The sequence below is a fragment of the Mesorhizobium sp. M7A.F.Ca.US.008.03.1.1 genome (assembly GCF_003997495.1).
In the GTDB taxonomy this organism is placed as follows: Bacteria; Pseudomonadota; Alphaproteobacteria; order Rhizobiales; family Rhizobiaceae; genus Mesorhizobium.
Map to the genome: position 1 here is coordinate 20452 of NZ_RZRU01000027.1, position 25131 is coordinate 45582.

Annotated in this window: 26 protein-coding genes; 13 read left to right on the forward strand and 13 right to left on the reverse strand. The window is 62.8% G+C overall.

The window, feature by feature from the left end:
- Positions 1-52 precede the first annotated feature (52 nt).
- Positions 53-481 carry a cupin domain-containing protein gene (locus EOA16_RS27835; protein WP_127261005.1) on the forward strand — a complete coding sequence of 143 codons (429 nt, stop codon included), beginning with the start codon at positions 53-55 and terminating at the stop codon, positions 479-481.
- A 1-nt stretch (position 482) separates the two neighbouring features.
- Here the strand turns inward: EOA16_RS27835 and EOA16_RS27840 are convergent, their stop codons facing one another.
- The 3 genes from EOA16_RS27840 to EOA16_RS27850 are packed head-to-tail and all read right to left on the reverse strand — an operon-like array spanning position 483 to position 2966.
- Positions 483-1169 carry a lysoplasmalogenase gene (locus EOA16_RS27840; RefSeq protein ID WP_127261006.1) on the reverse strand — a complete coding sequence of 229 codons (687 nt, stop codon included), beginning with the start codon at positions 1167-1169 and terminating at the stop codon, positions 483-485.
- Complete coding sequence (locus tag EOA16_RS27845) at positions 1166-2143, reverse strand: EamA family transporter (protein ID WP_127261007.1); 978 nt, start codon at positions 2141-2143, stop codon at positions 1166-1168. Before EOA16_RS27845 ends, EOA16_RS27840 begins: the two co-directional genes overlap by 4 nt.
- Positions 2144-2177: 34 nt before the next feature.
- A complete protein-coding gene (locus EOA16_RS27850) occupies positions 2178-2966 on the reverse strand; it encodes a DUF3108 domain-containing protein (RefSeq protein ID WP_127261008.1) in 789 nt (262 codons plus the stop codon).
- A 257-nt stretch (positions 2967-3223) separates the two neighbouring features.
- Here EOA16_RS27850 and rpmB point away from each other — a divergent pair, with 257 nt between their 5' ends.
- The 3 genes from rpmB (at position 3224) to EOA16_RS27865 (ending at position 5114) form a co-directional block, all read left to right on the forward strand.
- On the forward strand, positions 3224-3520 hold the full coding sequence (gene rpmB / locus EOA16_RS27855) for a 50S ribosomal protein L28 (protein ID WP_013529373.1): 297 nt from the start codon (positions 3224-3226) through the stop codon (positions 3518-3520).
- A gap of 182 nt (positions 3521-3702) precedes the next feature.
- Entirely contained in the window at positions 3703-4383 is a 681-nt protein-coding gene (locus tag EOA16_RS27860) for a queuosine precursor transporter (protein WP_127261009.1), read from the forward strand.
- Positions 4384-4442: 59 nt separating this feature from the next.
- The gene (locus EOA16_RS27865; RefSeq protein WP_127261010.1) at positions 4443-5114 is read left to right on the forward strand and encodes a hypothetical protein; all 672 of its coding nucleotides are present in this window, start codon (positions 4443-4445) and stop codon (positions 5112-5114) included.
- 11 nt (positions 5115-5125) lie between these two features.
- Here the strand turns inward: EOA16_RS27865 and EOA16_RS27870 are convergent, their stop codons facing one another.
- The 5 genes from EOA16_RS27870 to EOA16_RS27890 form a co-directional block, all read right to left on the reverse strand.
- Entirely contained in the window at positions 5126-6154 is a 1029-nt protein-coding gene (locus EOA16_RS27870) for an esterase-like activity of phytase family protein (protein ID WP_127261011.1), read from the reverse strand.
- A complete protein-coding gene (gene cobT / locus EOA16_RS27875) occupies positions 6151-8052 on the reverse strand; it encodes a cobaltochelatase subunit CobT (protein WP_127261012.1) in 1902 nt (633 codons plus the stop codon). The genes EOA16_RS27870 and cobT overlap by 4 nt, the downstream gene beginning before the upstream one ends.
- Before the next feature lie 9 nt (positions 8053-8061).
- A complete protein-coding gene (locus EOA16_RS27880) occupies positions 8062-8517 on the reverse strand; it encodes a hypothetical protein (protein WP_127261013.1) in 456 nt (151 codons plus the stop codon).
- A 10-nt stretch (positions 8518-8527) separates the two neighbouring features.
- Positions 8528-9514, reverse strand: coding sequence for a cobaltochelatase subunit CobS (cobS, locus tag EOA16_RS27885; protein WP_013529367.1), 987 nt, complete (start codon positions 9512-9514; stop codon positions 8528-8530).
- Positions 9515-9637: 123 nt separating this feature from the next.
- Positions 9638-10267 (reverse strand): J domain-containing protein, encoded by a 630-nt coding sequence (locus EOA16_RS27890; RefSeq protein WP_127261014.1) that lies wholly within the window; start codon positions 10265-10267, stop codon positions 9638-9640.
- Positions 10268-10445: 178 nt separating this feature from the next.
- On the opposite strand from EOA16_RS27890, the gene EOA16_RS27895 reads away from it, so the two are divergent.
- A complete protein-coding gene (locus EOA16_RS27895; protein ID WP_127261015.1) occupies positions 10446-10748 on the forward strand; it encodes a BolA family transcriptional regulator in 303 nt (100 codons plus the stop codon).
- A 29-nt stretch (positions 10749-10777) separates the two neighbouring features.
- Here EOA16_RS27895 and EOA16_RS27900 read toward each other — a convergent pair whose 3' ends face one another.
- A complete protein-coding gene (locus tag EOA16_RS27900) occupies positions 10778-12331 on the reverse strand; it encodes an acetolactate synthase large subunit (protein WP_127261016.1) in 1554 nt (517 codons plus the stop codon).
- 98 nt (positions 12332-12429) lie between these two features.
- Complete coding sequence (locus tag EOA16_RS27905) at positions 12430-13236, reverse strand: alpha/beta hydrolase (protein ID WP_127261017.1); 807 nt, start codon at positions 13234-13236, stop codon at positions 12430-12432.
- A 244-nt stretch (positions 13237-13480) separates the two neighbouring features.
- On the opposite strand from EOA16_RS27905, the gene EOA16_RS27910 reads away from it, so the two are divergent.
- The 3 genes from EOA16_RS27910 to EOA16_RS27920 are packed head-to-tail and all read left to right on the forward strand — an operon-like array spanning position 13481 to position 18309.
- The gene (locus EOA16_RS27910) at positions 13481-15430 is read left to right on the forward strand and encodes a PrkA family serine protein kinase (RefSeq protein WP_127261018.1); all 1950 of its coding nucleotides are present in this window, start codon (positions 13481-13483) and stop codon (positions 15428-15430) included.
- A gap of 17 nt (positions 15431-15447) precedes the next feature.
- The gene (locus EOA16_RS27915; RefSeq protein WP_127261019.1) at positions 15448-16758 is read left to right on the forward strand and encodes a YeaH/YhbH family protein; all 1311 of its coding nucleotides are present in this window, start codon (positions 15448-15450) and stop codon (positions 16756-16758) included.
- A 9-nt stretch (positions 16759-16767) separates the two neighbouring features.
- Positions 16768-18309 (forward strand): SpoVR family protein, encoded by a 1542-nt coding sequence (locus EOA16_RS27920; RefSeq protein ID WP_127261020.1) that lies wholly within the window; start codon positions 16768-16770, stop codon positions 18307-18309.
- Positions 18310-18333: 24 nt separating this feature from the next.
- Here the strand turns inward: EOA16_RS27920 and EOA16_RS27925 are convergent, their stop codons facing one another.
- Genes EOA16_RS27925 through EOA16_RS27935 form a run of 3 tightly spaced genes read right to left on the reverse strand, consistent with a single transcriptional unit; the run spans position 18334 to position 20977 of the window.
- The gene (locus EOA16_RS27925; protein WP_127261021.1) at positions 18334-19230 is read right to left on the reverse strand and encodes an HlyC/CorC family transporter; all 897 of its coding nucleotides are present in this window, start codon (positions 19228-19230) and stop codon (positions 18334-18336) included.
- Positions 19227-20369, reverse strand: coding sequence for a 3-dehydroquinate synthase (gene aroB, locus EOA16_RS27930; RefSeq protein WP_127261022.1), 1143 nt, complete (start codon positions 20367-20369; stop codon positions 19227-19229). Before aroB ends, EOA16_RS27925 begins: the two co-directional genes overlap by 4 nt.
- Positions 20366-20977, reverse strand: a complete 612-nt coding sequence (locus EOA16_RS27935) for a shikimate kinase (RefSeq protein ID WP_127261023.1) — start codon at positions 20975-20977, stop codon at positions 20366-20368. The genes aroB and EOA16_RS27935 overlap by 4 nt, the downstream gene beginning before the upstream one ends.
- A gap of 210 nt (positions 20978-21187) precedes the next feature.
- Between EOA16_RS27935 and EOA16_RS27940 the strand changes: the two genes are divergently transcribed.
- The 5 genes from EOA16_RS27940 (at position 21188) to EOA16_RS27960 (ending at position 25087) form a co-directional block, all read left to right on the forward strand.
- On the forward strand, positions 21188-21340 hold the full coding sequence (locus tag EOA16_RS27940; RefSeq protein WP_013529356.1) for a hypothetical protein: 153 nt from the start codon (positions 21188-21190) through the stop codon (positions 21338-21340).
- Between the two features lie 17 nt (positions 21341-21357).
- Positions 21358-22275, forward strand: coding sequence for a site-specific tyrosine recombinase XerD (locus tag EOA16_RS27945; protein ID WP_127261024.1), 918 nt, complete (start codon positions 21358-21360; stop codon positions 22273-22275).
- Between the two features lie 99 nt (positions 22276-22374).
- Positions 22375-23325: an acetyl-CoA carboxylase carboxyltransferase subunit alpha gene (locus EOA16_RS27950; RefSeq protein WP_063173172.1), complete on the forward strand. Its 951-nt coding sequence runs from the start codon at positions 22375-22377 to the stop codon at positions 23323-23325.
- Positions 23326-23540: 215 nt separating this feature from the next.
- A complete protein-coding gene (locus EOA16_RS27955; RefSeq protein WP_127261025.1) occupies positions 23541-24839 on the forward strand; it encodes a murein L,D-transpeptidase family protein in 1299 nt (432 codons plus the stop codon).
- 8 nt (positions 24840-24847) lie between these two features.
- Positions 24848-25087: a sulfurtransferase TusA family protein gene (locus tag EOA16_RS27960; RefSeq protein ID WP_164754415.1), complete on the forward strand. Its 240-nt coding sequence runs from the start codon at positions 24848-24850 to the stop codon at positions 25085-25087.
- Positions 25088-25131 lie beyond the last annotated feature (44 nt).

Below are 25131 nucleotides of genomic sequence, written 5' to 3' on the forward strand. Positions count from 1 at the left end.
GAAATCCGCAAGCGCAAGGACAATTTCTAGAGCCCGTGATATCGTCGACGCCATGACCAGCTCCGCCGAAATCATCGCGACGCTCGGGCTGACGCCGCATCCGGAAGGCGGCTGGTATGCCGAGACCTTTCGCGATGGCACCGGCGGCGCGCGCGGCCATTCGACCGCCATCTATTTCCTGCTTGAGGAGCATCAGGTTTCGGCCTGGCACCGGGTCAAGGACGCCGCCGAGGTCTGGCATTTCCATGCCGGCGCCCCGCTGGCGCTGTCGATGTGGGAGGAAGGCAGCGCCGTTGTGGAACAGGTGCTCGGCATCGATCTCGCAGCCGGTGAGCGGCCGCAGATCGTCGTGCCGGCAGGATGGTGGCAATCGGCGCGCAGCCTGGGCGAATGGACGCTGGTCGGCTGCACCGTCGCGCCGGGCTTCGAGTTTGCCGCTTTTGAGCTGGCGGCACCCGGCTGGCAGCCTGGACAGTCCTAACTCAATAAGAAGCTTGATTTAGCAGGAAGCCTAGCGTGATCGCGAGTTGGGCGGCGTAGTAGAGCGCCCAGACGGCGAAGCGCATCCAGGCACGATGCGGCGAGATGGCGGCCACCAGGAATTTTTCCATGGCGAGCAGCCCGTCCGATGCCATGAACAGGATGGCGCCGCAGATCACCCACATATTGCTTGTCGTCAGCGCCGAGATGCCCATTGCCAGGATCGCAGCGACATAGACGGTGATCGGGATACGCAGGCCGGGACCGACGCGCCGCCACAGCGCCGCCAGCATGACGATCGCAAACACCGCCAGGGCGAGCGCGATCGCTCCGCGCCACGACTCGGCGCCAAGCACTCCCAATCCGCCACCGCTGCGCAGGAACAGCGCGACATAGACGATGTGAGCGACAAGAAAACTGGCCAGCCCGCCGAGAAAGGCCCTTTCGCCGTCGCGCGACAGGAAGGCGTCGCCAACGGCGCTGAGTGCGAGTGCTGCGACCAGCAGCTGCGGGCCGCCCTGCAGCCCGGCCAGCACGGCAAGCATCGCCACGGCAAGCGTCTTTGCCGCCGAGCGGGCGAGCGTCGGCGGCATGCCAAGCGTGAAGGCGTAGATCACCGCCGCCGCCAGCGAAAAAATCAGTGTCGCATTGGCATTGGCGTCGATGCCGCCCGCAAACGGCATCGTCATGCCCTGGCGCCGTCTTCGGATGCCCGGGCTCCGTCTTCGGATGCCCTGGCTCCGCCTTCGGATGCCCCGGCCTTGCTTTCGGATGACCCGGCTCGGCTCTCGGTCGCGGCAGGTTTGCGCAGGAACAAGGATTTTGCGGCGAGCACCGCGCCGCCGGTGATGAGCACGCAGGCGGCGAGGATGCGCAGCGACGGCTCGGCGACGCCGGCCGCGATCAGCACCAGCGTCGACAACAGCGGCGCCGCATAGCTTGCAGCACCCAGCACCTGGATGTTGCCGCGCTTGACGCCGATGTCCCAGGCGTAGAAGGCAGCCCCCACCGGCATCAGGCCAAGGCCGAGCACGGCCAGCCACTGGCCGGCGCCGTCTGGCAGCACCGTTTGTTCCAGCGCCAGATGGCAGGCGAGCGACAGCACCGCGGTCGCCGCGCAAAACCAGGTGACGATGCTGGTCGGCACCGACGGGAAGCGCCGCGACAACAGAGAATAGGACGACCACAGCAAAGCGCAGACGGCAGCCATCGCATAGCCGAAGGCATAGCGGGCGTCGAAGGCGAGGCCACCGCCCTTGGTGATGATCAGCACGGTGCCGGCAAGGCCGAGCAGCGCACCGACGACATGGTTCCACGCCAGTTTTTCGCCCGGCATCAGCGCCGAACCAAGCACGATCAGCAGCGGCCACAGATACGCGATCAGGCTCGCCTCCACCGCAGGCGCATTGCGCAGCGCGGTGAAATAGAAAAAATGGTAGCCGAACAGCCCGGCAATGCCGATCAGCCACACCTGCGGCGGTATCTTCTGGCTCTTGTCGGGTGCCGGCATGAACAGCCGCGCGACGAGCCCGACACCGGTGCCGATCGAGAAGGTGATCGCCGACAAGAGGAACGGCGGCACCTGGCCCGACGCATCGGTGAGCAGTGCGAGCAGCGCCCACATGGCGACCGCCGAAAAGCCGATCAGTGTTGCGCGCCCCATTCTGTCTCCAGTGGCGCGCCAATTCTGCGCCTGGCTATTGTACGGCTTCGAAACGCCCGGCGCTGATGGTCAAGGTGCCGATCTGCGTGCCCACCGTGGCATGGATCGGCGCATATACGCCGGTTTGACCGAGCGGTGCAAACGTCACCATCATGCGGCTTTTGTTTTTGAGATAGTTGAGCGCCTTGCGGCCCTTGCGATAGCCCGCCACCGGCTCGAAGCCCATCTGGCAGGTGACGGTGTCGCCCTTGTAGCCCGGCACCGAGATCGTGCCTTTCGACGCGTAGGTCAGCGTCAGGTCGGCACGCATCTCGCCGTCATAGAACTTCACCGTGCGGCCGCAGACCTGGTCGAGACTGTCGGCATGAATGACGGTGGCGGCCATAGGATCGAGCACCGATGCCAGGTCGCCAGCACCGAGCGGCACCCAGCTCTTCGGGTCGCGTTTGCCCGGTGCCGGCACGACCTGCGTCGAGGTGACCCTGCCATTGGCAAAGCGGATATCGACCACCGATGCCTTCTTGCCGGAGGTGTAATCGGCGCGGAATGCCTGCGGCACCATCTTCTTGCCCGCAATCGTGCCTTTGGATGAGATCGTGCCGCGCGTGTCGTCGAACAGCTTGGCGAGACCGGCTGCGGTGACACTGCCTTGGATCGCATAGGCGCCGTTCTCATAGCGGCTGGAAAACGTTGATCTCGCTATCGAAAGACCGAGGAACGACACCGTGTATTCGCCCTTGAACGACTGCGGCGAGGCAGCAGACGCAGCGGACGGCAAGGCTATGGCAAGCATGGCGGCAAGGGCATGTGACGAACGAAGCATGGCGGGATCGGGGCCTTGATTTTCGGCCGGAGGCGGGCAACTCCGGTCTGGCATGTCCCTATGAGACCGCTTATAGGATGAATTCCGGCCTTAATATGGAATGCCGGGCGCGTCCGTGGGCAAGCCGGAGCTTGACGCCTCGGCGAAATGCAACTATGGAACGCCAACTTTTTCCATAAGGCCGCCTGACCAGAACCGCGCGCCACCCGGCGTGGGCTTGAGTGTTTGGCAGACCCCGAGAACTGAAGGTTAGAACAATGTCCCGCACCTGCGAACTCACTGCCAAGGCAGTCATGTCCGGCAACAATGTGAGCCACGCCAACAACAAGACCAAGCGTCGCTTCCTGCCGAACCTCGTCAATGTGACGCTGATTTCGGAAGCGCTGAACCAGAACGTGCGCCTGCGCATCTCGGCCAACGCGCTGCGTTCGGTCGAACATCGCGGCGGCCTCGACGCCTTCCTGGCCAAGGCCGACGTCAAGGAATTGTCGCAGCGCGCTCGTCTCCTGAAGAAGCAGATCGCCAAGAAGACCGCCGAACAGGCTGCCGCTTAATTCGTTCAAAGGCGGGGGACGACCGCCCTGGCCAACCTCTTGTTGGCCTCTGGCCAACATCTTGTTGGCTCGAGCATCGGATCGAAGCCGCAAGGTTTCGGCAATCCGATGCCCACATATGAAGGCGAGCATCGCCCGCATGGGCATGATGCTTGGCTGGTTCCATTACCCAGGATAAAAAAATGCCTTTCTTCTCGCGGTATTTGCCATTCGTGGCCGCCATGGCGCTTGTCGTCGTGGCATCGAACATTCTCGTGCAATTCCCGATGCAGGGCCAGATCAGCGGCCTCTCGCTGGCCGACCTTCTGACCTGGGGTGCTTTCACCTATCCCTTCTCGTTCCTGGTCACCGACCTTGCCAACCGCCGCTACGGACCCACAGTGGCGCGCCGGATCGTCTTTGTCGGCTTCATGACGGCGGTGATCTGCTCGATCCTTGTCCCGCCCTTCCTGTTCCGCCACGGCCTGATCGAATTCGAGACCGCCGCCGACCGGCTGGTGCGCATCGCGGCCGCGTCCGGAGCGGCGTTCCTCAGCGCGCAACTGCTCGATGTCACCGTGTTCAACCGGCTGCGCCGGCAGAGCTGGTGGCGCGCGCCGATCATCGGCACGCTGGTCGGGTCGGTGTTCGACACCGCTGTGTTCTTCACCGTCGCTTTCTCGGCTGCCTTTGCCTTCGCCGGGCCAAACGATGGCTTTGCGTTGGAAAACGCACCCTTGATGGGCGTCTTCCATGTCGAGGCGATGCGCTGGATTTCCTGGGCGCTTGGTGATCTCTCGGTGAAACTGATCATCGCCGTCGTCGCACTCATCCCCTACCGGCTGCTCGCCGCCCGCTGGAGCCAGCCTGCGGTTGCGGCTTAAGCCATGATCTCGAAAAGTGGGACTCGGTTTTCGGAAAAGATCATGGTCGGACAAAGATCATGATCCCGTGGGTCCAACTCGATTCGGCGAAGACCCCGAACGGCGGACAAGAACTTCGCCTCAAGCGGCGCGGCACCGAATTCTCGATCATGCTGGGCACCAACGAGCTGATGAACAGCCGCCTCAGCGGTTCCGAGGAAGCGCTGGCAAAACTGTCCTGCGAGCGGATTGCCGGCCATAGGCAGCCAACAATCCTGATCGGTGGGCTCGGCATGGGTTTTACCTTGCGCGCCGCGCTGACAGAACTGGCCAATGATGCCGGAATCGTCGTCGCCGAACTGGTGCCGGCCGTCGTCGCCTGGGCGCGCGGTCCAATGGCCGAAATCTTTCGCGGCTGTCTCGACGATCCTCGCGTCACGGTCCAGGAGATCGATGTCGGGCAACTGATCCGGTCGCGGCCCGAAGCCTGGGACGCCATCCTGCTCGATGTCGACAACGGCCCGGAAGGCATCGTGCACAAATCCAACGACGCACTCTACAGCGTGCAGGGCCTCGCAGCGGCACGCAGCGCCCTCAAGCCGGGCGGCGTGCTGGCGGTCTGGTCGCAAGGCCCCGACAGCGGCTTCACGCGGCGGCTGAAGCAGGCAGGCTTCGCGGTCGAGGAGGTCAACACGCGCGCCAACGGCAAGCGCGGCGCGCGCCATGTCATCTGGATCGCCGCCAGGACGTAAAGCCGGCGGGCTCAATCCTGGTGGAGAACAAATTCCAGATAGAGGTTGCGCTGCAGGATCGAGTGGTTGTCGTCGGAGATCAGCGACACCATCAGCGCGCCGTCATCGCGGGTCCAGACGTCGAGCCCTTCCATATTGTCGATCTGGTAGCCCATGTCGGCCTCCAGCAGCACCGGCCCGTCGGCGACCGCGCCCTTCTCGACGCTTTCGCCATAGATGCGCCGCAGCCGCATCTTGACGCCGCGGGCCATCGAGAAACTGCGCTCCAGAAGCAATAGGTCGCCATCCGGCAGGAAGGCGCCATCTGTGATGTCGAAATCGCCATTGCGCTTAACAGTAAAGACGCCCTTGTGCGGCCCTTCGATGATGGCGGCATAGATGTTGCCGGCCTTGTCCAGGCTCTTCTCGGAGACCACGACAAGCCCGCCCTCATGCTGGCCGTTGGCATCGGCATGGGTGACCGTCTCGAAGCCGCGATTCTGGCGCAATTCCTGGGCCGGAACCACGAAATCCAGCTGCTTGAAGGGCGCCTTCATGTCGGTCGGGTCGATCTTGAACTGAGCGACATGGTGATCGCGCTCGAAACCGACGGTGGCGATGCCGTCCTTGACCGCGAGGCCTTCCGCATCGACCTCCCATTTCCTGTCGATCGGCCGGCCGGCCTCGTCGACCATCTGCTGCATGCGGAAATTCTGGATGCCGGACGGCCGCTTGTCGGCGTCGCGCACCACCGTGCCGAAGAACCAGAAGCCGGTGTCGGCAACGCCGATGAAGTCACTCCCGGCCTTCAGGAAGCGGAAGGCCGACAGCGCACCGAAATCGCGAGTCGGCGAGGTCATCTCCAGCCCACCGACGAATTCAAGCGGGCCGAACTGCTTGTCGGCATGGCCAATGTGAAATTCAGTGATCGGGCGGGCCGAGATTTCGACCGGTTCGACCGAGCTTGAGCCGGGCGAACCGGCTGCCGCCGAAGCCACGCCGGAAAGCAGGGCGACGGCGGCGAAAAGCGTCTGCTGAAAGCCGCCGCGCCTGGAGATCATCCGGCGCGCCGCATACCACCGCCGCGTCGCGTATCCTTCGCGCTTTCCTCGGCGAACAGCGAAGCCAGCTGCTCGGTCATGGCGCCGGCCAGTTCCTCGGCATCGACAATGGTGACAGCACGGCGGTAATAGCGCGTGACGTCGTGGCCGATGCCGATGGCCAGCAGTTCCACCGGCGAACGCGTCTCGATCAGGTCGATGACGGCGCGCAGATGGCGCTCGAGATAATTGCCCGGATTGACCGACAGCGTCGAATCGTCGACCGGCGCACCGTCCGAGATCATCATCAGGATCTTGCGCTGTTCGGGTCGCGCGATCAGCCGGTTGTGCGCCCACAGCAGCGCCTCGCCGTCGATATTTTCCTTGAGCAGGCCTTCGCGCATCATAAGGCCGAGATTGCGCCGGGCGCGCCGCCACGGATGGTCGGCCGATTTGTAGATGATGTGGCGCAGATCGTTGAGCCGGCCAGGATTCGGCGGCTTGCCGTCCTTCAGCCATTTCTCGCGCGCCTGCCCGCCCTTCCAGGCCCGCGTGGTGAAACCGAGGATCTCGACCGAGACGCCGCAGCGTTCCAGCGTGCGCGCCAGTATGTCGGCGCAGGTGGCGGCGACCGTGATCGGCCGGCCGCGCATCGAACCGGAATTGTCGAGCACCAGCGTCACCACCGTGTCGCGAAATTTGGTGTCGCGCTCCTGCTTGAACGACAATGGCTGCATCGGATCGATGACGACGCGCACCAGCCGGGCCGGGTCGAGGTAACCCTCTTCCAGGTCGAAATCCCAGGAGCGGTTCTGCTGCGCCATCAGCCGGCGCTGCAGCCGGTTCGCCAGCCGCCCGACGACGCCGGACAGATTGGCAAGCTGCTTGTCGAGGAAGGCGCGCAGCCGGTCGAGCTCTTCCTCCTCGCACAGCTCCTCGGCGCCGACCGTCTCGTCGAAAGCGGTGGTGAAGACCTTGTAGTCGATCTCCTTCGGCAGATTGGTGAAGGGATTGTCATTGCGGCGCGCCTCGCCGGGTGTTTCGGCATCGGCGTCGTCATCGTCGGACAGGTCGTCCGCGGTGGCGTCGGAGGCTTCGGTCTCGGCCGACTGCTCATCATCGGCGGAAGCTTCGGCATCCTCGGACTGCGACTGCTCGGAGCCGGAATCCTCTTCGCCGCCCTCCTCGCTCTGCTCCTCGCCTTGCGGCTGGTTGTCGTCATTGTCCTCGGAGTCTTCGGTCTCCTGGTCATCGCCGAGTTCCTCGGCCATCTCCATCGAGGCGAGCATCTCGCGCACGACCCGGGCGAAGGCCTGCTGGTCGCCGAGCTTGGCCGACAATCCGTCGAGATCGGCCTTAGCCTTCTCCTCGACCCAGGGGCGCCAGAGTTCGACCAGCCGCTCGCCGCTCTTCGGGACCGGGCGGCCGGTCAGCTTCTCGCGCACCATCAGCGCGAGCGCTTCCTCGATCGGCGCGTCGGCCTTGTCCTTGACGTCGACGAGGTTGGCCTTGGTGTATTTGTCCTCCAGCATCGAGCCGATATTGTCGGCGACGCCCTGCATGGCGCGGCTGCCGATCGCCTCGACGCGAGCCTGCTCGACCGCGTCATAGATGGCGCGGGCCGCCTTACCTTCCGGCGCCAGCTTGGTGTGGATGCGCGCATCGTGGCAGGCGCGCTTCAGCGCCATGGAGTCGCCGAGGCCGCGGGTAATCGCGATGTCGGTCTTCGATGCCTTCTTCGGCAGTTCGGGCAGACGCGCGCGGCTGCCGGCGAGTGCCGGCCGGTCCTTGGCGAAACCGACTTCAAGCTCCTTGTCGCCGGCAATGGCGCGCATGCAGACGGTGACGGCGCGCTTGAAGCTGTCGGCTTCAGACCCCGTCTTCGACTTGTTGCGCGTGTTGTCGCCCGGACCCGCCATCGTCTATCTCTAATTTGCTGCTGGCTGTTGGCCAAGCTGAGTGCGCAGGATATCGACGATCTCTTTGACAGGAATCGTAAAATATCCCGCTTTTTTGCTGTCGTAAGCCTGTCTCCACCGACTGTATCCGCCGCCGAAGCCTTCCGGCACCGGACCAGCCCCTTCAAGCTCGATCACACTTTCCCTCAGGACGTTGGCCGCAACGGGAAGGTGCGCAACGGTTTGCAGTTCCTTGCCGGCATTCGGAATCGGCGCATTGGTGATCGAGATCGATATGATCGGCTGGTTTTCGCGATCGAAGTTATCGACCGCGCCAATAATTACCCGTGACGAGGCCGGCGACGCTCCGCGAAAAGTCCAGATTTGCCCGGTCTCAAATGATTCGGTTCCGGCCATGGCTGCCTGACAGATAGCAAAGCAGAATACTGAGGAACTCCACAGGAATGTCCGGCGGATTGCTCCCATGGGATCAACGTTATCCCAGCACGACGTTGGCGGCGCTCTCGGGCAGATCCTCGCCGAAGGCGCGCTGGTAGAATTCGGCCACCACGGAGCGCTCGAGCTCGTCGCACTTGTTGAGGAAGGTCAGCCGGAACGCCATGCCGATATTGCCGAATATCTCGGCATTCTCGGCCCAGGTGATCACCGTACGCGGGCTCATCACGGTCGACAGATCGCCATTGATGAAGGCCGAGCGCGTCATGTCGGCGACGCGCACCATCTTGTTGACGATGTCCTTGCCCTTGCCGTCGCGATAGTGCTTGGCCTTGGCCAGCACGATGGCGACTTCATTGTCGTGCGGCAGATAGTTCAGCGTGGTGACGATCGACCAGCGGTCCATCTGCGCCTGGTTGATCTGCTGGGTGCCGTGATAGAGGCCGGTGGTGTCGCCGAGGCCGACCGTGTTGGCGGTCGAGAACAACCGGAAGGCCGGATGCGGGCGGATGACCCGGCTCTGGTCGAGCAGCGTCAGTCGGCCCGACGATTCCAGCACGCGCTGGATGACGAACATCACGTCCGGGCGGCCGGCATCATACTCGTCGAAGCACAGCGCGACATTGTGCTGGTAGGCCCAGGGCAGGATGCCGTCGCGGAATTCGGTGATCTGCAAACCGTCCTTGACGACGATCGCGTCCTTGCCGACGAGGTCGATACGGCTGACATGGCTGTCGAGGTTGACACGCACGCAGGGCCAGTTGAGGCGGGCGGCGACCTGTTCGATATGGGTCGACTTGCCGGTGCCGTGATAGCCCGACACCATGACGCGGCGGTTGTAGGCAAAGCCCGCAAGGATCGCCATCGTCGTGTTCTTGTCGAACAGATAGTCCGGGTCGATGTCGGGCACATGCTCCGATGTCACCGAATAGGCCGGCACCACCATCTTGGATTCGAAGCCGAATTTCTCCTTCACCGACACCGTCGTGTCGGGCAGGTTGGCGATGTCGCGATCGACCTTGTTCATATCTCTCAACGTCTCCACGGGCGAAACGTCTGATTTCGCCGGCAATCGATTTTGTCCGGGGGCGGTCTTAGAGCCTTTTCCAACCTTATGAAAGTTGGAAAACGACACGAACCGTATGGTCGCTCAGCACAGGCCCGCCTGTTTGAGCACGCGATAGGCCTGCAGCACATCGCGGAACCGGTCTTCCGAACCTCTGTCGCCACCATTCGCATCCGGATGGTGCAGTTTCACCAGTTCCTTATAGCGCGCCTTGATCTCCTTGCCAGTCGCCTTTGTATCAAGGCCAAGCGTTTCCAGCGCCTTGGCCTCAAGCGGCTTGGCCTTGCGTTCGCGCGCTTCGCGCGGATCCTTCGGTCCCTTGAACAGGTCGAATGGGTCGCGCATGCGGTTGTAGTAGCCGGCGCGGCCGGAGCGCATTTGCGCCATATCCGGGGACGACCGCGTCGAAGGGCCGGTGGCGCCTATCTTCCAGGTCGGGCGGTGGCCGGTCATGGCTTCCTTCTGGAAGCGCGCGACCTCGGTATCCGGCACGCCGGAAAAATAATTGAAGCCCTTGTTGTACTCGCGCACATGGTCGAAGCAGAAGCGGAAATACTCACCCTCCTTCATGCGCCCGACCGGCGCGCGATGGGTGCCCGCCTCCTTGCAGCCGTCCCACTGGCAGATCGGCGAGTGCGACTTCAGCTCCGCGTCCTTGTCGGGGCGGACGCGAATCTTCTCGAAATATTTGGGGTACGGCTTCATCTTACCCATTTATGGGGCGTTCGCAGATGCGAAACAAGAATTGACATTTTCGCGATCATCGCCCTAACCGCTGAATCGCGGCATAAAGCAGGCGAATGGCGGATTTTGTTGCACGGCAGCGCTTTTGCGAAGACCGATTTGGTTTCAAGGCTGAGGCGCCAGCCATATGTGGTGAAGGAAAACGGCGATGTCCATACAGACGACCATGGAAGACAAGCTCAACAAGGCATTTTCGCCGGAGCGGCTGGTCATCATCAATGAAAGCCATCTCCATGCCGGCCACCACCATCACGGCTCCGACCATCACGGCACTTACGACGGCACCGGCGAGACGCATTTTCGCGTCCGCGTCGTCGCTTCCGCCTTTGCCGGCATGAGCCGCATCGACCGTCACCGCGCCGTCAATGAACTGCTTGCCGACGAATTGCAGGCCGGCGTGCACGCGCTGGCGATCGAACCGGCGGCTCCCGGCGAAAAGACGCGCTGGTAGCTCGGTTCCGCCTACCGTTTTCGCCGCGCTCAGAGCACCGCTTCGATGAGGAACGGGCCGCGCCGTGACAAGGCGCTGTCCAGCAGCGCGTCGAAGCGCTCGCACGTATCGGCGCGAGCCGCTTCCACGCCCATGCCTTTGGCCAGCGACACCCAGTCGAGCGAGGGATGGTCGATGTCGAGCATGCGCCTGGCGTTCTCGCCGATGGCGCCGACGCCGACATTCTTCATCTCGCCATGCAGGATCGCATAGGTTCGGTTGGAAAACACGATCGTCACCACATCGAGCTTTTCCCGCGCCTGCGTCCACAATCCCTGCACCGTGTACATGCCGCTGCCGTCGGCTTCGAGATTGATCACCTTGCGGTCCGGACAGGCGATTGCAGCCCCGGTCGCCATCGGGATGCCGCCGCCGATCGATCCGCCCGTGCCCATCATGTAGTCGTGCGGCGCGGCAAAGGCCGACAGCGCGAAGAAACGCCTGGCTGAGGTGATCGCTTCATCGCAAATGATCGCCTCGGCCGGCAGTTTGCGCGCCACCGAGAGCGCGATGGCATCTTCCGTCAGCTTGCCGTTCGGCGTTGCCTCGTCGGGAAAAGCGGCCGCGAGCACCTGTTGTTGCGACCTCTTGATGCCAAGTTCGTCGCGAAGCGCCTCCAGCGCCGCATGCAGATCGTCGCCATGGGCGGCCAGTGTCAGCACCTCGCAGCCTTCCCGAACGAGCCGTCCCGGTTTTCCCGGATAGGCGAAGAAGGCAACCGGCTCCTTCGCGCCGACCAGGATCAGAACGTCGACATCCCTGAGCACAGCCGTCGCCGCATCGACCGGATAGGGGATCCGGTTCGGCGCGACACGCCCACGCCCGCGTTGCATCCGTGCGATCAGAACCTCGCCGAACAGGCGGACGTCGCTGCCCGTCGAGATCTGCCCGGCGATGGCGAGCGCATCGGCTCGTGCGGCCTTTCCGCGAACGATCATGCCGGCTCGGCCCGGAGCAGCACGGATCGCCGCGGCGATCTTGCGCACGGCGTCCATATCGACGGCCGGCGCTGGCATCAGCTTCACCTTGCCGACCGAAACCGCGTCGACTTCGCCCCAGGCGGCATCCGCCGGCAGGATCAGCGTCGCGACGCCGGGTGGTGTCAGCGAGGCGCGAAAGGCTGCTTCAGCTGCCGGCACGACATCGGCCGGGCCCTTGACGCGCCCGACCCAGTTGGACATCGGCGCCGCAAGGCTCTCGATATCGCTGGTGAGTGGGGCATCAAGCGGCAGATGGTAAGAGGCGTGGTCACCGACGATGTTGATCATCGGGCTGAAGGCGCGCCGGGCATTGTGCATGTTGGCGAGTCCGTTGGCCAGGCCGGGACCGGTATGCAGCAGCGTCGCGGCCGGCCGATCGGTCATCCGCGCATAGCCATCGGCAGCACCAGTCACCACGCCTTCGAACAGCCCGAGCACGCAACGCATTTTCGGCTTGCGATCAAGTGCTGCAACGAAGTGCATTTCGGAGGTGCCGGGATTGGCGAAGCAGACCGTCACATCGTTGGCCAGAAGCACGTCACACAGGACATCGGCGCCGTTCATGCAATTCCCTCCCGCTCACGATCGAAGAGCACTTGCACCCGGGCGCCCGCACAGCAATATCCCGCCGCCACTTTTGATCTGATCCAGCGCCGTAAGGATCAGCCGACCGCCGATTTCAGGAATGCCAGCGCGGCAGCGGTCAGCGCGTCACCGTCCTCGCCGAAATCGCGATTGATCGACATATGCGTGTAGGCGCTGCCGTCGAACAGCGTGACCTGGGTGCCCGTCGCGCGCAGGCGCTCGGCAAAGGCCTTCGAACCCTCGCCACGGCCAGACGCCCGCGAATAGGCAATGAAGGTCGGCGGATGCTTGCGGCCATCGACATAGCTGGCCGGCGAAAGTGCCGTCCATTGCGAGGGGTCGGAAAACACGCGCGCATAGGCCCGCACCATGCCGCCATTTTCGGCAAGAGCTGCAAGGTCATAGGCCCTGGTGTCGTCGAGGATGAGCGCGGCGATGCCAGGCAACCCGCCGCGCATGCCGGTCAGGGCGATCAGATGGCAGCCGGCCGAATGGCCCATGCCGACAATGCGGTTGGGGTCGCCGCCATGCCGGGCGATGTTGGCCCTGATATAGGCGAAGGCCTTTTCGACGTCACCGGCCTGGGTGGCGACATCGGCCTCCGGCAACATGCGGTAGTCGATGGAGACGAAGCAGAAGCCGTTGGCGAGCAGAAAGGCCGGTTTGGCGTCGACCTGGCTGCGTTTGCCGAACTGCCAGGTGCCGCCATGAACGAAAAACACGACCGGCAAGCCGATTGCGCCATCGGGCGCGTAGATGTCGAGCTTGGCCGGCCCGTAGTCGAAGGTTTTTGGCGTGGGTCGGCGTGTTTCCCACGCGGCCGATGCTGCCAATGGCAGCATCGCCGCCATCGAGGCCATGATCAGGCTTCGTCGATCGATCATCACTGTCTCCTGGCGAGGCAAGACTCGCACGCGGCCGCCCCAGCCGTCCAGTCGGGGATTAGCTACACACCCGCTACCCGCAACGAATCCCGCTCCGCAACGAGCGCCTTGATCTCGCGGATGGCCTCAAATCCCCATGATCGCAGCCACCTCTTCACATGAAGGGAACAAACGGTACCCCCCGGCAGTTGAATGCGAGACGAGCCGAATGGAAGCCACACAGCGGCTCCGAGGGCAAAGCATCATGCGAGAGAACCAGTCTGACGTCTTCGATCTGTTTTCGGAAATTTACACCAACGCGGCGCAGGAAGAGATCAGCATCCAGCAGTATCTCCTTGCCTGCCGCGAGGACAAGTCGATGTATGCCTCGGCGCCTGAACGGATGGTCGAGGCGATTGGCGAGCCCAACCTGGTCGACACCAGCAAGGATGAGCGGCTCGGCCGCATTTTCTCCAATCGGACCCTGAAAGTGTACCCTTCCTTCGCCGATTTCTATGGCATGGAGGACACAATCGAGCGCATCGCCGGCTATTTTCGCTATGCGTCCCAGGGGCTCGAGGAGCGCAAGCAAATCCTCTATTTGCTCGGGCCGGTCGGCGGCGGCAAATCCTCCCTTGCCGAGCGGCTGAAGAAGTTGATGGAACAGCGCCCGATCTACACGCTGAAGGTCGGCAACCAGGTCAGCCCGGTTTTCGAATCGCCGCTTGGCCTTTTCCATCCCGATCGCATGGGCGACCTGCTGGAGGATAAATACGGTATTGCCCGACGCCGGTTGAACGGCCTCATTTCGCCATGGGCGGCCAAGCGCCTCGACGAACTTTCCGGCGACATTTCCAAGTTCAGCGTCGTCAAGCTGATGCCTTCGCGACTGCGCCAGATCGGCATCGCCAAGACCGAGCCCGGCGACGAGAACAATCAGGACGTCTCGGCCCTGGTCGGCAAAGTGGACATCCGGCAATTGGAAAACTTCAGTCAGTCCGATCCGGACGCCTATTCCTATAGTGGTGGACTGAACCGGACCACCCAGGGGCTGCTTGAATTCGTCGAAATGTTCAAGGCGCCTATCAAGGTCCTGCATCCGCTGCTCACCGCCACCCAGGAAGGCAGCTACAACGGCACCGAAAATTTCGGCGCCTTTCCCTACCAGGGAATCATCGTGGCCCATTCCAACGAGTCGGAATGGCTGCAGTTCAAGAACAACAAGAACAATGAGGCTTTTCTCGATCGCATCCTCGTGGTCAAGGTGCCGTATTGCCTGCGGATAACCGAAGAGCGGCAGATCTACGAGAAACTGCTGCGGGAGAGCGAATTGGCCGCCAGTCCCTGCGCTCCCGAGGTCCTCGACATCCTCAGCCGGTTTACCGTCTCGACCCGCTTGGCCGAGCACGACAATTCGCCGCTCTACACCAAGATGCGCGCCTATGATGGCGAGAACCTCAAGGAGGTCGACCCCAAGGCCAAGTCGGTTCAGGAATATCGGGACGCCGCCGGCGTCGACGAGGGCATGGCCGGCGTCAGCACGCGCTTTGCCTTCAAGATCCTGTCGCAGACCTTCAACTACGACACCGAAGAGGTGGCCGCCGACCCCGTGCACCTCATGTACATCCTGGAGGAGGCAATCAAACGCGAACAGTTTCCGAAGGAGACGGAAGCCGCCTATCTGGAGTTCATCAAGTCCGAGCTGGCAGCGCGGTATGCCGAATTCATCGGCCATGAAATCCAGAAAGCCTATCTGGAATCGTACAGCGAGTACGGCCAGAATCTTTTCGACCGCTACATCGCCTACGCCGACGCCTGGATCGAGGATCAGGACTACAAGGATCCTGACACAGGCCAGATCCTCAACCGCGAGGTTTTGGACAACGAGCTTTCACAGGTCGAAAAACCGGCCGGCATCGCCAATCCCAAGGACTTCCGCAATGAGGTGGTGAAATTCACGTTGCGCGCCCGTGCAAGAAACCATGGCCGCAACCCGGCGTGGACAAGTTACGAGAAGCTGCGGGAAGTCATCGAGAAACGCATGTTCGGCCAGGTCGAGGACCTCCTGCCGGTGATCAGCTTCGGCTCCAAGCAGGACAGCGTCACGGAAAAGCGGCACAATGAATTCGTGCAGCGGATGGTCGAGCGCGGCTACACCGATCGGCAGGTTCGTCGCCTCGTGGACTGGTACATGCGGGTGAACAGGGCGGGTTAGTGAACCCGGATGGTTCCATGCCGATCTTCATCGACCGCCGCCTGAACCCTAAAGACAAGAGTCTCGGCAATCGCCAGCGCTTCCTCCGACGCGCGCGCGAGGAATTGAAACGGAGCATACGCGATCAGATCCGCACCGGCAGGATCGCCGACGCGGATTCCGAGCACGCCGTGCGCATGCCCGAAAGAGGCACAAGCGAGCCGAGCTTCAACAACGCCCGCGACAGCGGCAGGCGCCAGCACATCTTGCCGGGCAACAGGCATTTCTCCGCTGGAGACCTGATCCCCAAGCCCGGCGGGGGCGGCGGGGGAGCATCGTCCCCGGGAGACAAGGCTTCGGAAGACGACTTCCGTTTCGTGCTGTCGCGCGAGGAAGTGCTCGATCTTTTCTTCGAGGATCTCGAGCTCCCGGACATGGTCAAGCTCAACCTCAAGGAGATCCTTGCCTTCAAGCCGCGCAGGGCCGGCTTCGCCGCCACCGGTTCGCCGACCAACATCGCCGTTGGTCGCACGATGCGCAACAGCCACGGCCGCCGCATTGCGCTGAGACGCCCCAAGCAGGTCGAGCTGGATGCCATCCTCGAGGAAATCGCCTCGCTCGAGGAGGCGCCATCCAGCACCGCGGCGCGCCAGCGTATTGCGGCATTGCGCGAAGAGCTTGATCGGCTGGAACGCCGCCGCCGCCGGATTGCCTATGTCGATCCGGTCGACATCCGCTTCAACCGCTTCGATCCCCGGCCGGTGCCGAACGCCAATGCCGTCATGTTCTGCCTGATGGACGTGTCCGGATCCATGGGCGAGCGCGAGAAGGATCTGGCCAAGCGCTTCTTCGTGCTGCTGCACCTGTTCTTGAAACGACGCTACGACCGCATCGAGATTGTCTTCATCCGCCACACGCACCTGGCTCAGGAGGTCGACGAGGAGACATTTTTCTACAACACCCAAAGCGGCGGCACTGTCGTTTCCACCGCGCTGGAGGAAATGCACCGTATTATCGCCAGCCGCTACCCGGCCCACGACTGGAACATCTATGCCGCCCAGGCCTCGGACGGCGACAATTTCGCCGGCGATTCCGAGCGATGCATTTCGCTGCTCAACGGCGAACTGATGCGGCTGTGCCAATATTTTGCCTATGTCGAGATCATCGACGAGCGTGAAGCCCATATTTTCGGCTCGACCGAAAACGGGACATCGCTGTGGCGTGCCTATAACGCCATCGACCAGAAATGGCCGAACTTCCAGATGAGCCGCATCGCCACGCCCGCCGATATCTACCCGGTCTTTCGCCAGCTCTTCGGCAGGCAGCCGGCCTCCCTCAAGAGAGCGTGAGGGCTCCCGATGGCCAGACAAGCGAGCAAATCCAGCCTGCTTTTCTCAGGGTCCGACTGGGACTTCAAAACATTGTCGCGGGCCTATGACGCGATCGAGGCACTTGCGGTCGAAGAGCTTCATCTGGACACCTATCCCGTTCAGATGGAGATCATCTCGTCGCAACAGATGCTCGACGCCTATTCGTCCATCGGCATGCCACTGATGTATCGTCACTGGTCTTTCGGCAAACATTTCCTCCACCAGGATTTGCTCTATCGCAAGGGCGGGCGAGGGCTTGCCTATGAACTGGTCATCAATTCCAATCCCTGCATCGTCTATCTGATGGAGGAAAACACCATGGCCCTGCAGGCCTTGGTGACGGCCCATGCAGCGCTGGGGCACAATCACTTCTTCAAGAACAATCAGTTGTTCAAACAGTGGACCGATGCGGGTGCGATCCTCAGCTACCTGGACTTCGCCAAGGGCTACATAGTCCGTTGCGAGGAGCGGCACGGCCTCGCCGCCGTAGAGGCTGTTCTCGATTCCGCCCACGCGCTGATGGATCAAGGCGTGTTTCGCTATCACCGACCGCCGAGGCTGTCGTCGGAACGGCAACGCGAAGGAATTCGCGAGCGTCTCGAATACGAGGAGCGCTCCTACAACGACTTATGGCGTACGCTGCCGCCTTCGCAGCAAGCGGCCAACGACAAGGACCAGGACCCGGAGCGGAAGAAATCGCTAAACCTGCCTGAGGAAAACCTGCTCTATTTCCTGGAAAAGAACAGCCCGGTCCTGGAGCCCTGGCAGCGTGAGATCATCAGGATCGTTCGCGTCATCGCGCAATATTTTTACCCGCAACGGCAAACACAGGTGATGAACGAAGGCTGTGCCACTTTCGTGCACTATACGCTGATGAACATGCTGTTCGACCGCGGCCAGATCAGCGAAGGCGCCATGCTCGAAATCCTGCGCAATCATTCCAACGTGGTCTTTCAGCCGGCCTTCGACGATCCGCGTTTTTCCGGCATCAACCCCTATGCTCTCGGCCTCGACATGATGCAGGATATCAAGCGCATCTCCACCAAACCCACGGCCGAGGACCGCGATTGGTTCCCCGACATCGCCGGCCAGGGCAACTGGCGCGAGGTCCTGCTTGACGCCTGGGCCGATCATCGCGACGAATCCTTCATCCGCCAGTACCTCAGTCCGGCCTTGATCCGGAAATGGCGGTTTTTTGTGCTCGGCGACGCTGCCGACCAACCGCATTGTCTGGTCGCGTCCATCCACGACGAGCGCGGCTACGCCAAGATACGCGCCACGCTCGCCAACAGTTATGATCTCGGTGCGAACCGGCCGGACATTCAGGTGGTGGATGTCGATCTGCTCGGCGACCGCCATTTGCGGCTGCAGCACAAGGTCAATGACGGCATCCTTCTCGAGGATGCCAGCCGCGACGCCACGCTTCGTCACATCCGCAGGCTTTGGGGTTATGAAGTCAGCCTGGCCGCCATGGATGCCGAGACCGGCGCGACGATCCACGAACGCTCGACGAGCCAGATCGCGGAATGACGGCACCCGGTCTCCCGGCGCGGATCAGGCGTCGCCGGCTGGCCTGATCCTCAGCCTTGCGATCCGGTTCTTGTCGCGTTTCATGACGATGAAGCGCTTGCCGTGGAACGTAAAAGCCTGCTTCTCCTCGGGGATCGATTGCGTCTCGTGGATGACGAGGCCGGCAATGGTGGTGGCCTCCTCATCCGGCAGGTTCCAGTCGAGAGCCCGGTTGAGGTCACGGATCGGCACCGTGCCGTCGACGACGACGGAGCCGTCGGCCTCCTGCTTGACGCCTTGTATGTCGACATCATGCTCGTCGGCGATCTCGCCGACGATCTCCTCGATAATGTCCTCCAGCGTCACCAGCCCTTCGACCTCGCCATACTCGTCGACGACGACGGCGAAATGCGCCTTGCGGCGCAGGAAGGCGTTGAGCTGTTCCTGCAAGGTCGTGGTGTCGGGCACGAACCAGGGTTTCGAAGCGATCTTCATCACGTCGATTCTGGAGAAATCATTGCCGACTTCGTTCAAGGCGCGCAGCAGATCCTTTGCATGCAGCACGCCGACGATGTTGTCGAGCGAGCCCTTCCACAGCGGCATGCGGGTGTGCGGGCTCTGCAAAATCTCGCGCACCACCGCTTCCGGTGCATTGTCGGCATTGACCGAGCGCATGTTGGTGCGGTGGACCATGATGTCGGAGACTTCGAGCTCGGCGAGATCGAACAGGCCGCCGACGCGGTCGCGATCCTCGCGCACCACCTGGCCGTCGCGGCGGAAATCGTCGACCGCGCCGCGCAATTCGTCCTGGCTGGAACGCTGCGGCTCGATGCGCGAAAGCTCGTATCCGAACATGGCAAGCAGGCGTGTGCGCACGGCAACGAGCAGCACGATGAGGATGGCAAGGACGGCGACGACGATCCAGCCGGGCTCGTTGGTCATCTCGGCCGCATCTTCTGCTGGTCCGGATGGTTTTCTGTCAGAAACGACAGCACTTCCGATGCCGGAACATCCTTGGCAATGAAAGCCTGGCCGATGCCGCGCGTCAGGATGAAGGTCAGCGCGCCGCGTGATACCTTCTTGTCCTGGGTGATGAAGGCCAGCAGCGCCTCGGCATCAGGCAATTCGCCTGGGATGTCGGCCATGCGCCAGGGCAGGCCAACAGCGCGCAGATGCGCCTCGACGCGCGCGGCATCGTCGGGGCTGGCCAGATTGAGCCGTGACGAAAACCGGTGCGCCAGCGCCATGCCGATGGCGACCCCTTCGCCATGGACGAGGCGGGCTCCGTCATACTGGGTGGCGGCTTCCAGCGCGTGGCCGAATGTGTGGCCGAGATTGAGCAGCGCGCGGTCGCCGGTCTCGAATTCGTCGCGCGCAACCACGTCGGCCTTGGCGCGGCAGGCTTCGGCGATGGCCTGCGCCCTCTCCGGCCCGCCGGCAAAAACCTGGACCCAATTCTTTTCCAGCCAGGCGAAAAATTCCGGCCGGTCGATGAGCCCGTATTTGGCGAGCTCGGCATAGCCGGCGCGGAATTCCCGGATCGGCAGCGTGTCGAGCACCCCGGTGTCGGCCAGCACCAGTTTCGGCTGATGGAAGACGCCGACAAGGTTCTTGCCGCGCGGGCTGTTGATGCCGGTCTTGCCGCCGACCGAGGAATCGACCTGCGCCAGCAGCGAGGTCGGGATCTGCACGAAATTCATGCCGCGCCGCACGATGCCGGCGGCAAAGCCGGCAAGGTCGCCAATAACGCCGCCGCCGAAGGCGATGACGATGTCACCGCGCTCCAGTTTCGCAGCCAGCACACCGTCTACCACCTCTTCGAGATGAGCAAAACTCTTGGTCTTCTCGCCGGGCGGCAACGTGATCACGGCGGTCTGGATGCCGCCCGTTTCGAGGCTGGCCTGAAGGGCAGCGAGATGCGCTGCCGCGACATTGGCGTCGGTGACGACCGCGGCGCGCGTGCCCGGCAGCCGGCGCGCAATCTCCGCACCCGCGCGGGCCAGCAACCCCGGGCCGATCAGAATGTCATAGGTCCGGTCGCCAAGGCCGACTTCGACGGCAACGGGTGCATCGATGCTCACGATTCCACCTCGCCCGTCGCAGCCGCCTGATCGATGCCGAAATGCCCGCACAGCGCGTCCACCACCTCGGTCGCGATGACTTCCTTGCGGTCGTCGCGGGTCGGCACTGTGACGTCCGATGTCGCGTAGACCGGATAGCGCTCGCCCATCAGCCGCTCCAGCACGGCGCGGGGGTCGGCGCTTTTCAGGAGCGGCCGGTTCTGTTTCTTGGAGACGCGGTCCATCAGAAGATCGAGCTCTGCCTTCAGCCACACCGACACGCCGTGCGCTGCAATCGCCTCGCGCGTCTGCGCGTTCATGAAGGCGCCGCCGCCGGTCGACAGCACCTGCGGGCCGTTTTCCAGCACGCGCAGGATGACGCGCTGCTCCAGCGCCCTGAATTCGGTCTCGCCGTAGCGCTCGAACAGTTCCGGAACGGTCATGCGCGAGACGCTTTCGATCTCCTGGTCGCTGTCGATGAAGGGCAGCGCCAGCATGGTTGCCACCTTGCGGCCGATCGCCGTCTTGCCGGCACCCATCAATCCGACGAAGACGACGGAACGGCTGCCCAGCCGGCCAAGCAACGCGGCGTGGGTCTCGTCTGGAGGATTTGCTGGCAGCGCGTTCATCGGATGTTTCGAAGGCCCTCTTTGCCGGCGTATCGACATGAAAAGCCCGTTTGCGTCAAGCGTGGCAAGTGCCTTGAACCCGATATGGACCGGCAGGGTCTGCATCAGAAGTTGCTAACAGGCCTCAGCTTCTTCCTTGAATTGGCCGGATTGGCGTCCCATAAGGGGACAGGGTTTGGAAACGCAGAACAAGAAGACGGGCGAAAATTGATGCCGACACTGTTTCGCTTTGTCGTGGTAACAGCGATTCTGGCTGGCATTGCCTATGGTACGATGTTCGCACTGGTGATGTTCGTCGAGCCAAAGAAGGGGGAAATGAGCGTGCGCATCCCTCCGGAAAAGCTCAATCCCAAGAAAAGCTGAATGACAAGAAAAGCTGAATGAACAGCGCCGCCCGCATCGAAGCCTTCCTGGAAATGATGAGCGCCGAGCGGGGCGCGGCCGAAAACACGCTTTCCTCCTACCGCCGCGACCTCGAGGACGCTTCTGAAGCGATCGATGGCGGGCTGGCCGGTGCCGCCGCCGCCGATATTCGAGCCTATCTCGACGACATTGCCGCCCGCGGCTTTGCAGCCACGTCGCAGGCGCGCAAACTGTCGGCGATCCGCCAGTTCTTCAAATTCCTCTACGCCGAAGGCCTGCGCGGCGATGACCCGACCGGCACGCTGGACAGCCCGAAAAAGGGCCGCCCGCTGCCCAAGACGATGAGCGAGGCCGACACCGGCCGGCTGATCGACCGTGCGGCGCTTGAGGCCGGCGATGTCTCTTCGGGCGATGGGGACAGTCTGGCATCCCTGCGCCTGCATGCGCTGGTCGAGGTGCTTTACGCCACCGGCCTGCGCGTTTCCGAGCTGGTCGGCCTGCCGGTGACGGTGGCGCAGCGCGACGACCGTTTCTTCATGGTGCGCGGCAAGGGCGACAAGGAGCGTATGGTGCCGCTCTCCGCCAAGGCGCGCACGGCGATGAAGAGCTGGCTTGCCGCCCGTGCCAGGGTGCCAGCCTTTGCCGACAGTCCGTTCCTGTTTCCGGCCGCCTCCGACAGCGGCTATCTCTCGCGCCAGGTCTTCGCGCGTGACCTGAAAGGGCTGGCGGCAAGGGCCGGCATCGCCTCGGCGAAGATCTCGCCGCACGTGCTGCGCCATGCTTTCGCCAGCCATCTCCTGCAGAACGGCGCCGATCTCCGGGCCGTACAGCAATTGCTTGGCCATGCCGACATATCGACGACACAGATTTACACCCATGTGCTGGAAGAGCGGCTGGTGCGGCTGGTCAACGATCATCATCCGCTTGCCGACTAGGCCTCATATCGCTATGTGAGGACGATATTTCACCGCCCGGAGCCTTGGATTCAAGGGTTCCGTCAGCCACTGCCTTCCGACGTATCGGTCCGCTCACGCATGTACAATTACCTCGATTTCGAAAAGCCGGTGCAGGACCTCGAGGGCAAGATCCTCGAGCTGAAGAAGCTTGCCGAGAATGGCGAGGCGGTCGATGTCGGCGACGAGATCAGCCGCCTCGAGAAGCGCTCCCGCGACGCGCTGCGCGACGCCTACAAGGCGCTGACGCCGTGGCAGAAGGTGCAGGTGGCTCGCCATCCCGACAGGCCGCATTGCGTCGACTACATCAAGGGCCTGTTCACCGATTTCACGCCGCTGGCCGGCGACCGCAATTTCGGTGAGGACCAGGCGATCGTCGGCGGTTTCGCCCGTTTCCGCGGCGAACCCATTGCCATCATCGGCCAGGAAAAAGGTTCCGACACAGCCAGCCGCCTGAAGCACAATTTCGGATCGGTTCGCCCGGAGGGCTACCGCAAGGCGGTACGGCTGATGGAACTGGCCGACCGCTTCAAGATCCCGCTGCTGACGCTGGTCGACACGGCCGGCGCCTATCCCGGTGTCAACGCTGAAGAGCGCGGCCAGGCGGAGGCTATCGCCCGTTCAACCTCGACCTGTCTCGGCCTGAAAGTACCGTCGATCTCGGTGGTCATCGGCGAAGGTGGTTCGGGCGGAGCCATCGCCATCGCCACCGCCAACCGCGTCTACATGCTCGAACACGCCATCTATTCGGTGATTTCGCCGGAAGGCGCCGCCTCTATCCTGTGGCGCGACACGACGCGATCGAAGGATGCGGCGACCAACATGAAGATCACCGCGCAGGATCTTCTGGAACTGAAGATCATCGACGCCATCATCCCCGAGCCGCTCGGCGGTGCGCATCGCGGCGCCGAAACCGTGATCGCCGCGACCGGAGACCTCATCGCCAGGACGATGAAGGACTTTGCCGGCGCCAACACCGATTTCCGCGAGCAGCGCCGCGAAAAATACCTGGCCATGGGCCGCAGTCTCTGACCACAGGCAGCCTTGGCCGCCATAATGTGGTGGGGCGGAGCATTTTTGCCACAAAAATGCCGCTGCATTCGGCTCAATGAGACTGCCGCAGGGGGATGCGTCGGCACTTGCGGTAAGGAATTTATTAGGGTTAACGGGCTTAGGGTCGTCGATGCGCAGTGTAGCAGCCGGGCAGGAAACGTCCGGACGCCAGAGAAAAGACGATATCCGCAGCCATGTTTGTCAAGCTTGCCCGCACCGGAATCCTGATAGCTGCCCTCGGCGTTGCCGGGTGCAACAATTCGTCGATGAAGGATTTTGCCCCGGAGGCGAACAAGCCGCTGCCCGACAAGATCCTCGCCGACATGAGGGCCAAGGGCATGGTCCGCACCTCGTCGGTGATGGCCCGCATCTTCAAGGAAGAAGGCAAGCTCGAGATCTGGAAGGCCAAGACCAACGGCCGCTATGACATGGTCGCGAGCTACGACATCTGCAAATGGTCCGGCAAGCTCGGGCCGAAATACACCGAAGGCGATCGCCAGGCTCCGGAAGGCTTCTACACGGTGCGCCCGGCGCAGATGAATCCGCGCTCGAACTATCATCTGTCCTTCAATATCGGCTATCCCAACGCCTATGACCGCGCCAATGGCCGCACCGGCTCCAATTTGATGGTGCACGGCGCCTGTTCGTCGTCGGGCTGCTATTCGATGACCGATGCGCAGATCGAGCAGATCTATGCGTTCGGCCGCGATGCTTTCCAGGGCGGCCAGACCGAATTCCAGATCCAGGCGTTTCCGTTCCGCATGACCGCCGCCAACATGGCGCGCTACCGCAACGACCCGAATTACGACTTCTGGAAGATGCTGAAGGTCGGCTACGACAATTTCGAGATCACCAAGGTGCCGCCGAAGGTCGATGTCTGCGAGAAGCGTTATGTCTTCAACCAGGTTGCCGCCGACGGTCAGACATTCGATCCGACAGGCGCCTGCCCGGCGACGACGCAGCCTGATTCGCTGAAGAGCGCCTACAATTCCTATATGAGCACCTACGACGCTGCGTTCAGCGGCGCGGTCAAGGCCAGCGTGCCGGCGCCCAAGCCGACCATCGCCGGTATCAAGGAAGCCAGCATCGTCTCCGACTGGTCCAAGCGCCGCGCGCGCGGCGAGCGCGTGCCGATCGACCCGCCGTCGCTCAACAACGATGGCTCGGTGACCGAGACGGCGCGCATGGGCCGTATCGATTCGCCCGCTGGCCGCAAGATGGCCGCTCTCGACGCCGAAAAAGCTGCCAAGCAGAAGGCCGAGCAGCAGAGGCTGGCTGCCATAGAGGCGGCCAAGCAAGCCAAGGAAGCCGCCAAGGCCCAGGCTCTGGCTGAAAAGGAGGCCGAGAAGGCCGCCAAGGAAGCCCCTGTCGCCACCGCGACCATCGCGGCCCCTTCGGAAGCGGCACCGATGGCTGAAACGCAAGCGGCGAGTGCCGACGAAAGCCGGGTGACGAAGCTGAAGAACAAGCTGCTCGGCATGTTCGGCGGTTGATATCGCCCGTGACTGATCGCGCCGCTATTTATGACCTCAAGGGGCTGAACTGCCCCTTGCCCGTGCTCAAGGCCAAGAAGCGCCTGGCCGGGATGCAACCGGGCAGCCGGCTCTGGTTGGAGACCACCGACCCGCTCGCCGTCATCGACATTCCGGCATTCTGTTCCGACAGCGGCCACCAGTTGATTGAAACGGCGGCGGTCTCCGGCGGCCATCGCTTCCTGGTCGAGCGCGGCGAGATCGTCTGAATTCCGCGGTTGTCGTTCGTTCTGCTTGGCGCTACCCCCTTGCC

Excerpts from the sequence above, each read along its gene's own strand:
- EOA16_RS27920 (WP_127261020.1), top strand. The coding sequence starts at position 16,768 with ATGGCCAGACAAGCGAGCAAATCCAGCCTGCTTTTCTCAGGGTCCGAC.
- EOA16_RS27835 (WP_127261005.1), top strand. The coding sequence starts at position 53 with ATGACCAGCTCCGCCGAAATCATCGCGACGCTCGGGCTGACGCCGCAT.
- EOA16_RS27955 (WP_127261025.1), top strand. The coding sequence starts at position 23,541 with ATGTTTGTCAAGCTTGCCCGCACCGGAATCCTGATAGCTGCCCTCGGC.
- EOA16_RS27940 (WP_013529356.1), top strand. The coding sequence starts at position 21,188 with ATGCCGACACTGTTTCGCTTTGTCGTGGTAACAGCGATTCTGGCTGGC.
- EOA16_RS27910 (WP_127261018.1), top strand. The coding sequence starts at position 13,481 with ATGCGAGAGAACCAGTCTGACGTCTTCGATCTGTTTTCGGAAATTTAC.
- cobT (WP_127261012.1), bottom strand. The coding sequence starts at position 8,052 with ATGGCGGGTCCGGGCGACAACACGCGCAACAAGTCGAAGACGGGGTCT.
- EOA16_RS27880 (WP_127261013.1), bottom strand. The coding sequence starts at position 8,517 with ATGGGAGCAATCCGCCGGACATTCCTGTGGAGTTCCTCAGTATTCTGC.
- EOA16_RS27935 (WP_127261023.1), bottom strand. The coding sequence starts at position 20,977 with ATGAACGCGCTGCCAGCAAATCCTCCAGACGAGACCCACGCCGCGTTG.
- EOA16_RS27900 (WP_127261016.1), bottom strand. The coding sequence starts at position 12,331 with ATGAACGGCGCCGATGTCCTGTGTGACGTGCTTCTGGCCAACGATGTG.
- EOA16_RS27890 (WP_127261014.1), bottom strand. The coding sequence starts at position 10,267 with ATGGGTAAGATGAAGCCGTACCCCAAATATTTCGAGAAGATTCGCGTC.
- EOA16_RS27850 (WP_127261008.1), bottom strand. The coding sequence starts at position 2,966 with ATGCTTCGTTCGTCACATGCCCTTGCCGCCATGCTTGCCATAGCCTTG.
- EOA16_RS27895 (WP_127261015.1), top strand. The coding sequence starts at position 10,446 with ATGTCCATACAGACGACCATGGAAGACAAGCTCAACAAGGCATTTTCG.
- EOA16_RS27860 (WP_127261009.1), top strand. The coding sequence starts at position 3,703 with ATGCCTTTCTTCTCGCGGTATTTGCCATTCGTGGCCGCCATGGCGCTT.
- rpmB (WP_013529373.1), top strand. The coding sequence starts at position 3,224 with ATGTCCCGCACCTGCGAACTCACTGCCAAGGCAGTCATGTCCGGCAAC.
- EOA16_RS27945 (WP_127261024.1), top strand. The coding sequence starts at position 21,358 with ATGAACAGCGCCGCCCGCATCGAAGCCTTCCTGGAAATGATGAGCGCC.
- EOA16_RS27840 (WP_127261006.1), bottom strand. The coding sequence starts at position 1,169 with ATGACGATGCCGTTTGCGGGCGGCATCGACGCCAATGCCAATGCGACA.
- EOA16_RS27865 (WP_127261010.1), top strand. The coding sequence starts at position 4,443 with ATGATCCCGTGGGTCCAACTCGATTCGGCGAAGACCCCGAACGGCGGA.
- EOA16_RS27870 (WP_127261011.1), bottom strand. The coding sequence starts at position 6,154 with ATGATCTCCAGGCGCGGCGGCTTTCAGCAGACGCTTTTCGCCGCCGTC.
- EOA16_RS27950 (WP_063173172.1), top strand. The coding sequence starts at position 22,375 with ATGTACAATTACCTCGATTTCGAAAAGCCGGTGCAGGACCTCGAGGGC.
- cobS (WP_013529367.1), bottom strand. The coding sequence starts at position 9,514 with ATGAACAAGGTCGATCGCGACATCGCCAACCTGCCCGACACGACGGTG.
- EOA16_RS27925 (WP_127261021.1), bottom strand. The coding sequence starts at position 19,230 with ATGACCAACGAGCCCGGCTGGATCGTCGTCGCCGTCCTTGCCATCCTC.
- EOA16_RS27845 (WP_127261007.1), bottom strand. The coding sequence starts at position 2,143 with ATGGGGCGCGCAACACTGATCGGCTTTTCGGCGGTCGCCATGTGGGCG.
- EOA16_RS27905 (WP_127261017.1), bottom strand. The coding sequence starts at position 13,236 with ATGATCGATCGACGAAGCCTGATCATGGCCTCGATGGCGGCGATGCTG.
- EOA16_RS27915 (WP_127261019.1), top strand. The coding sequence starts at position 15,448 with ATGCCGATCTTCATCGACCGCCGCCTGAACCCTAAAGACAAGAGTCTC.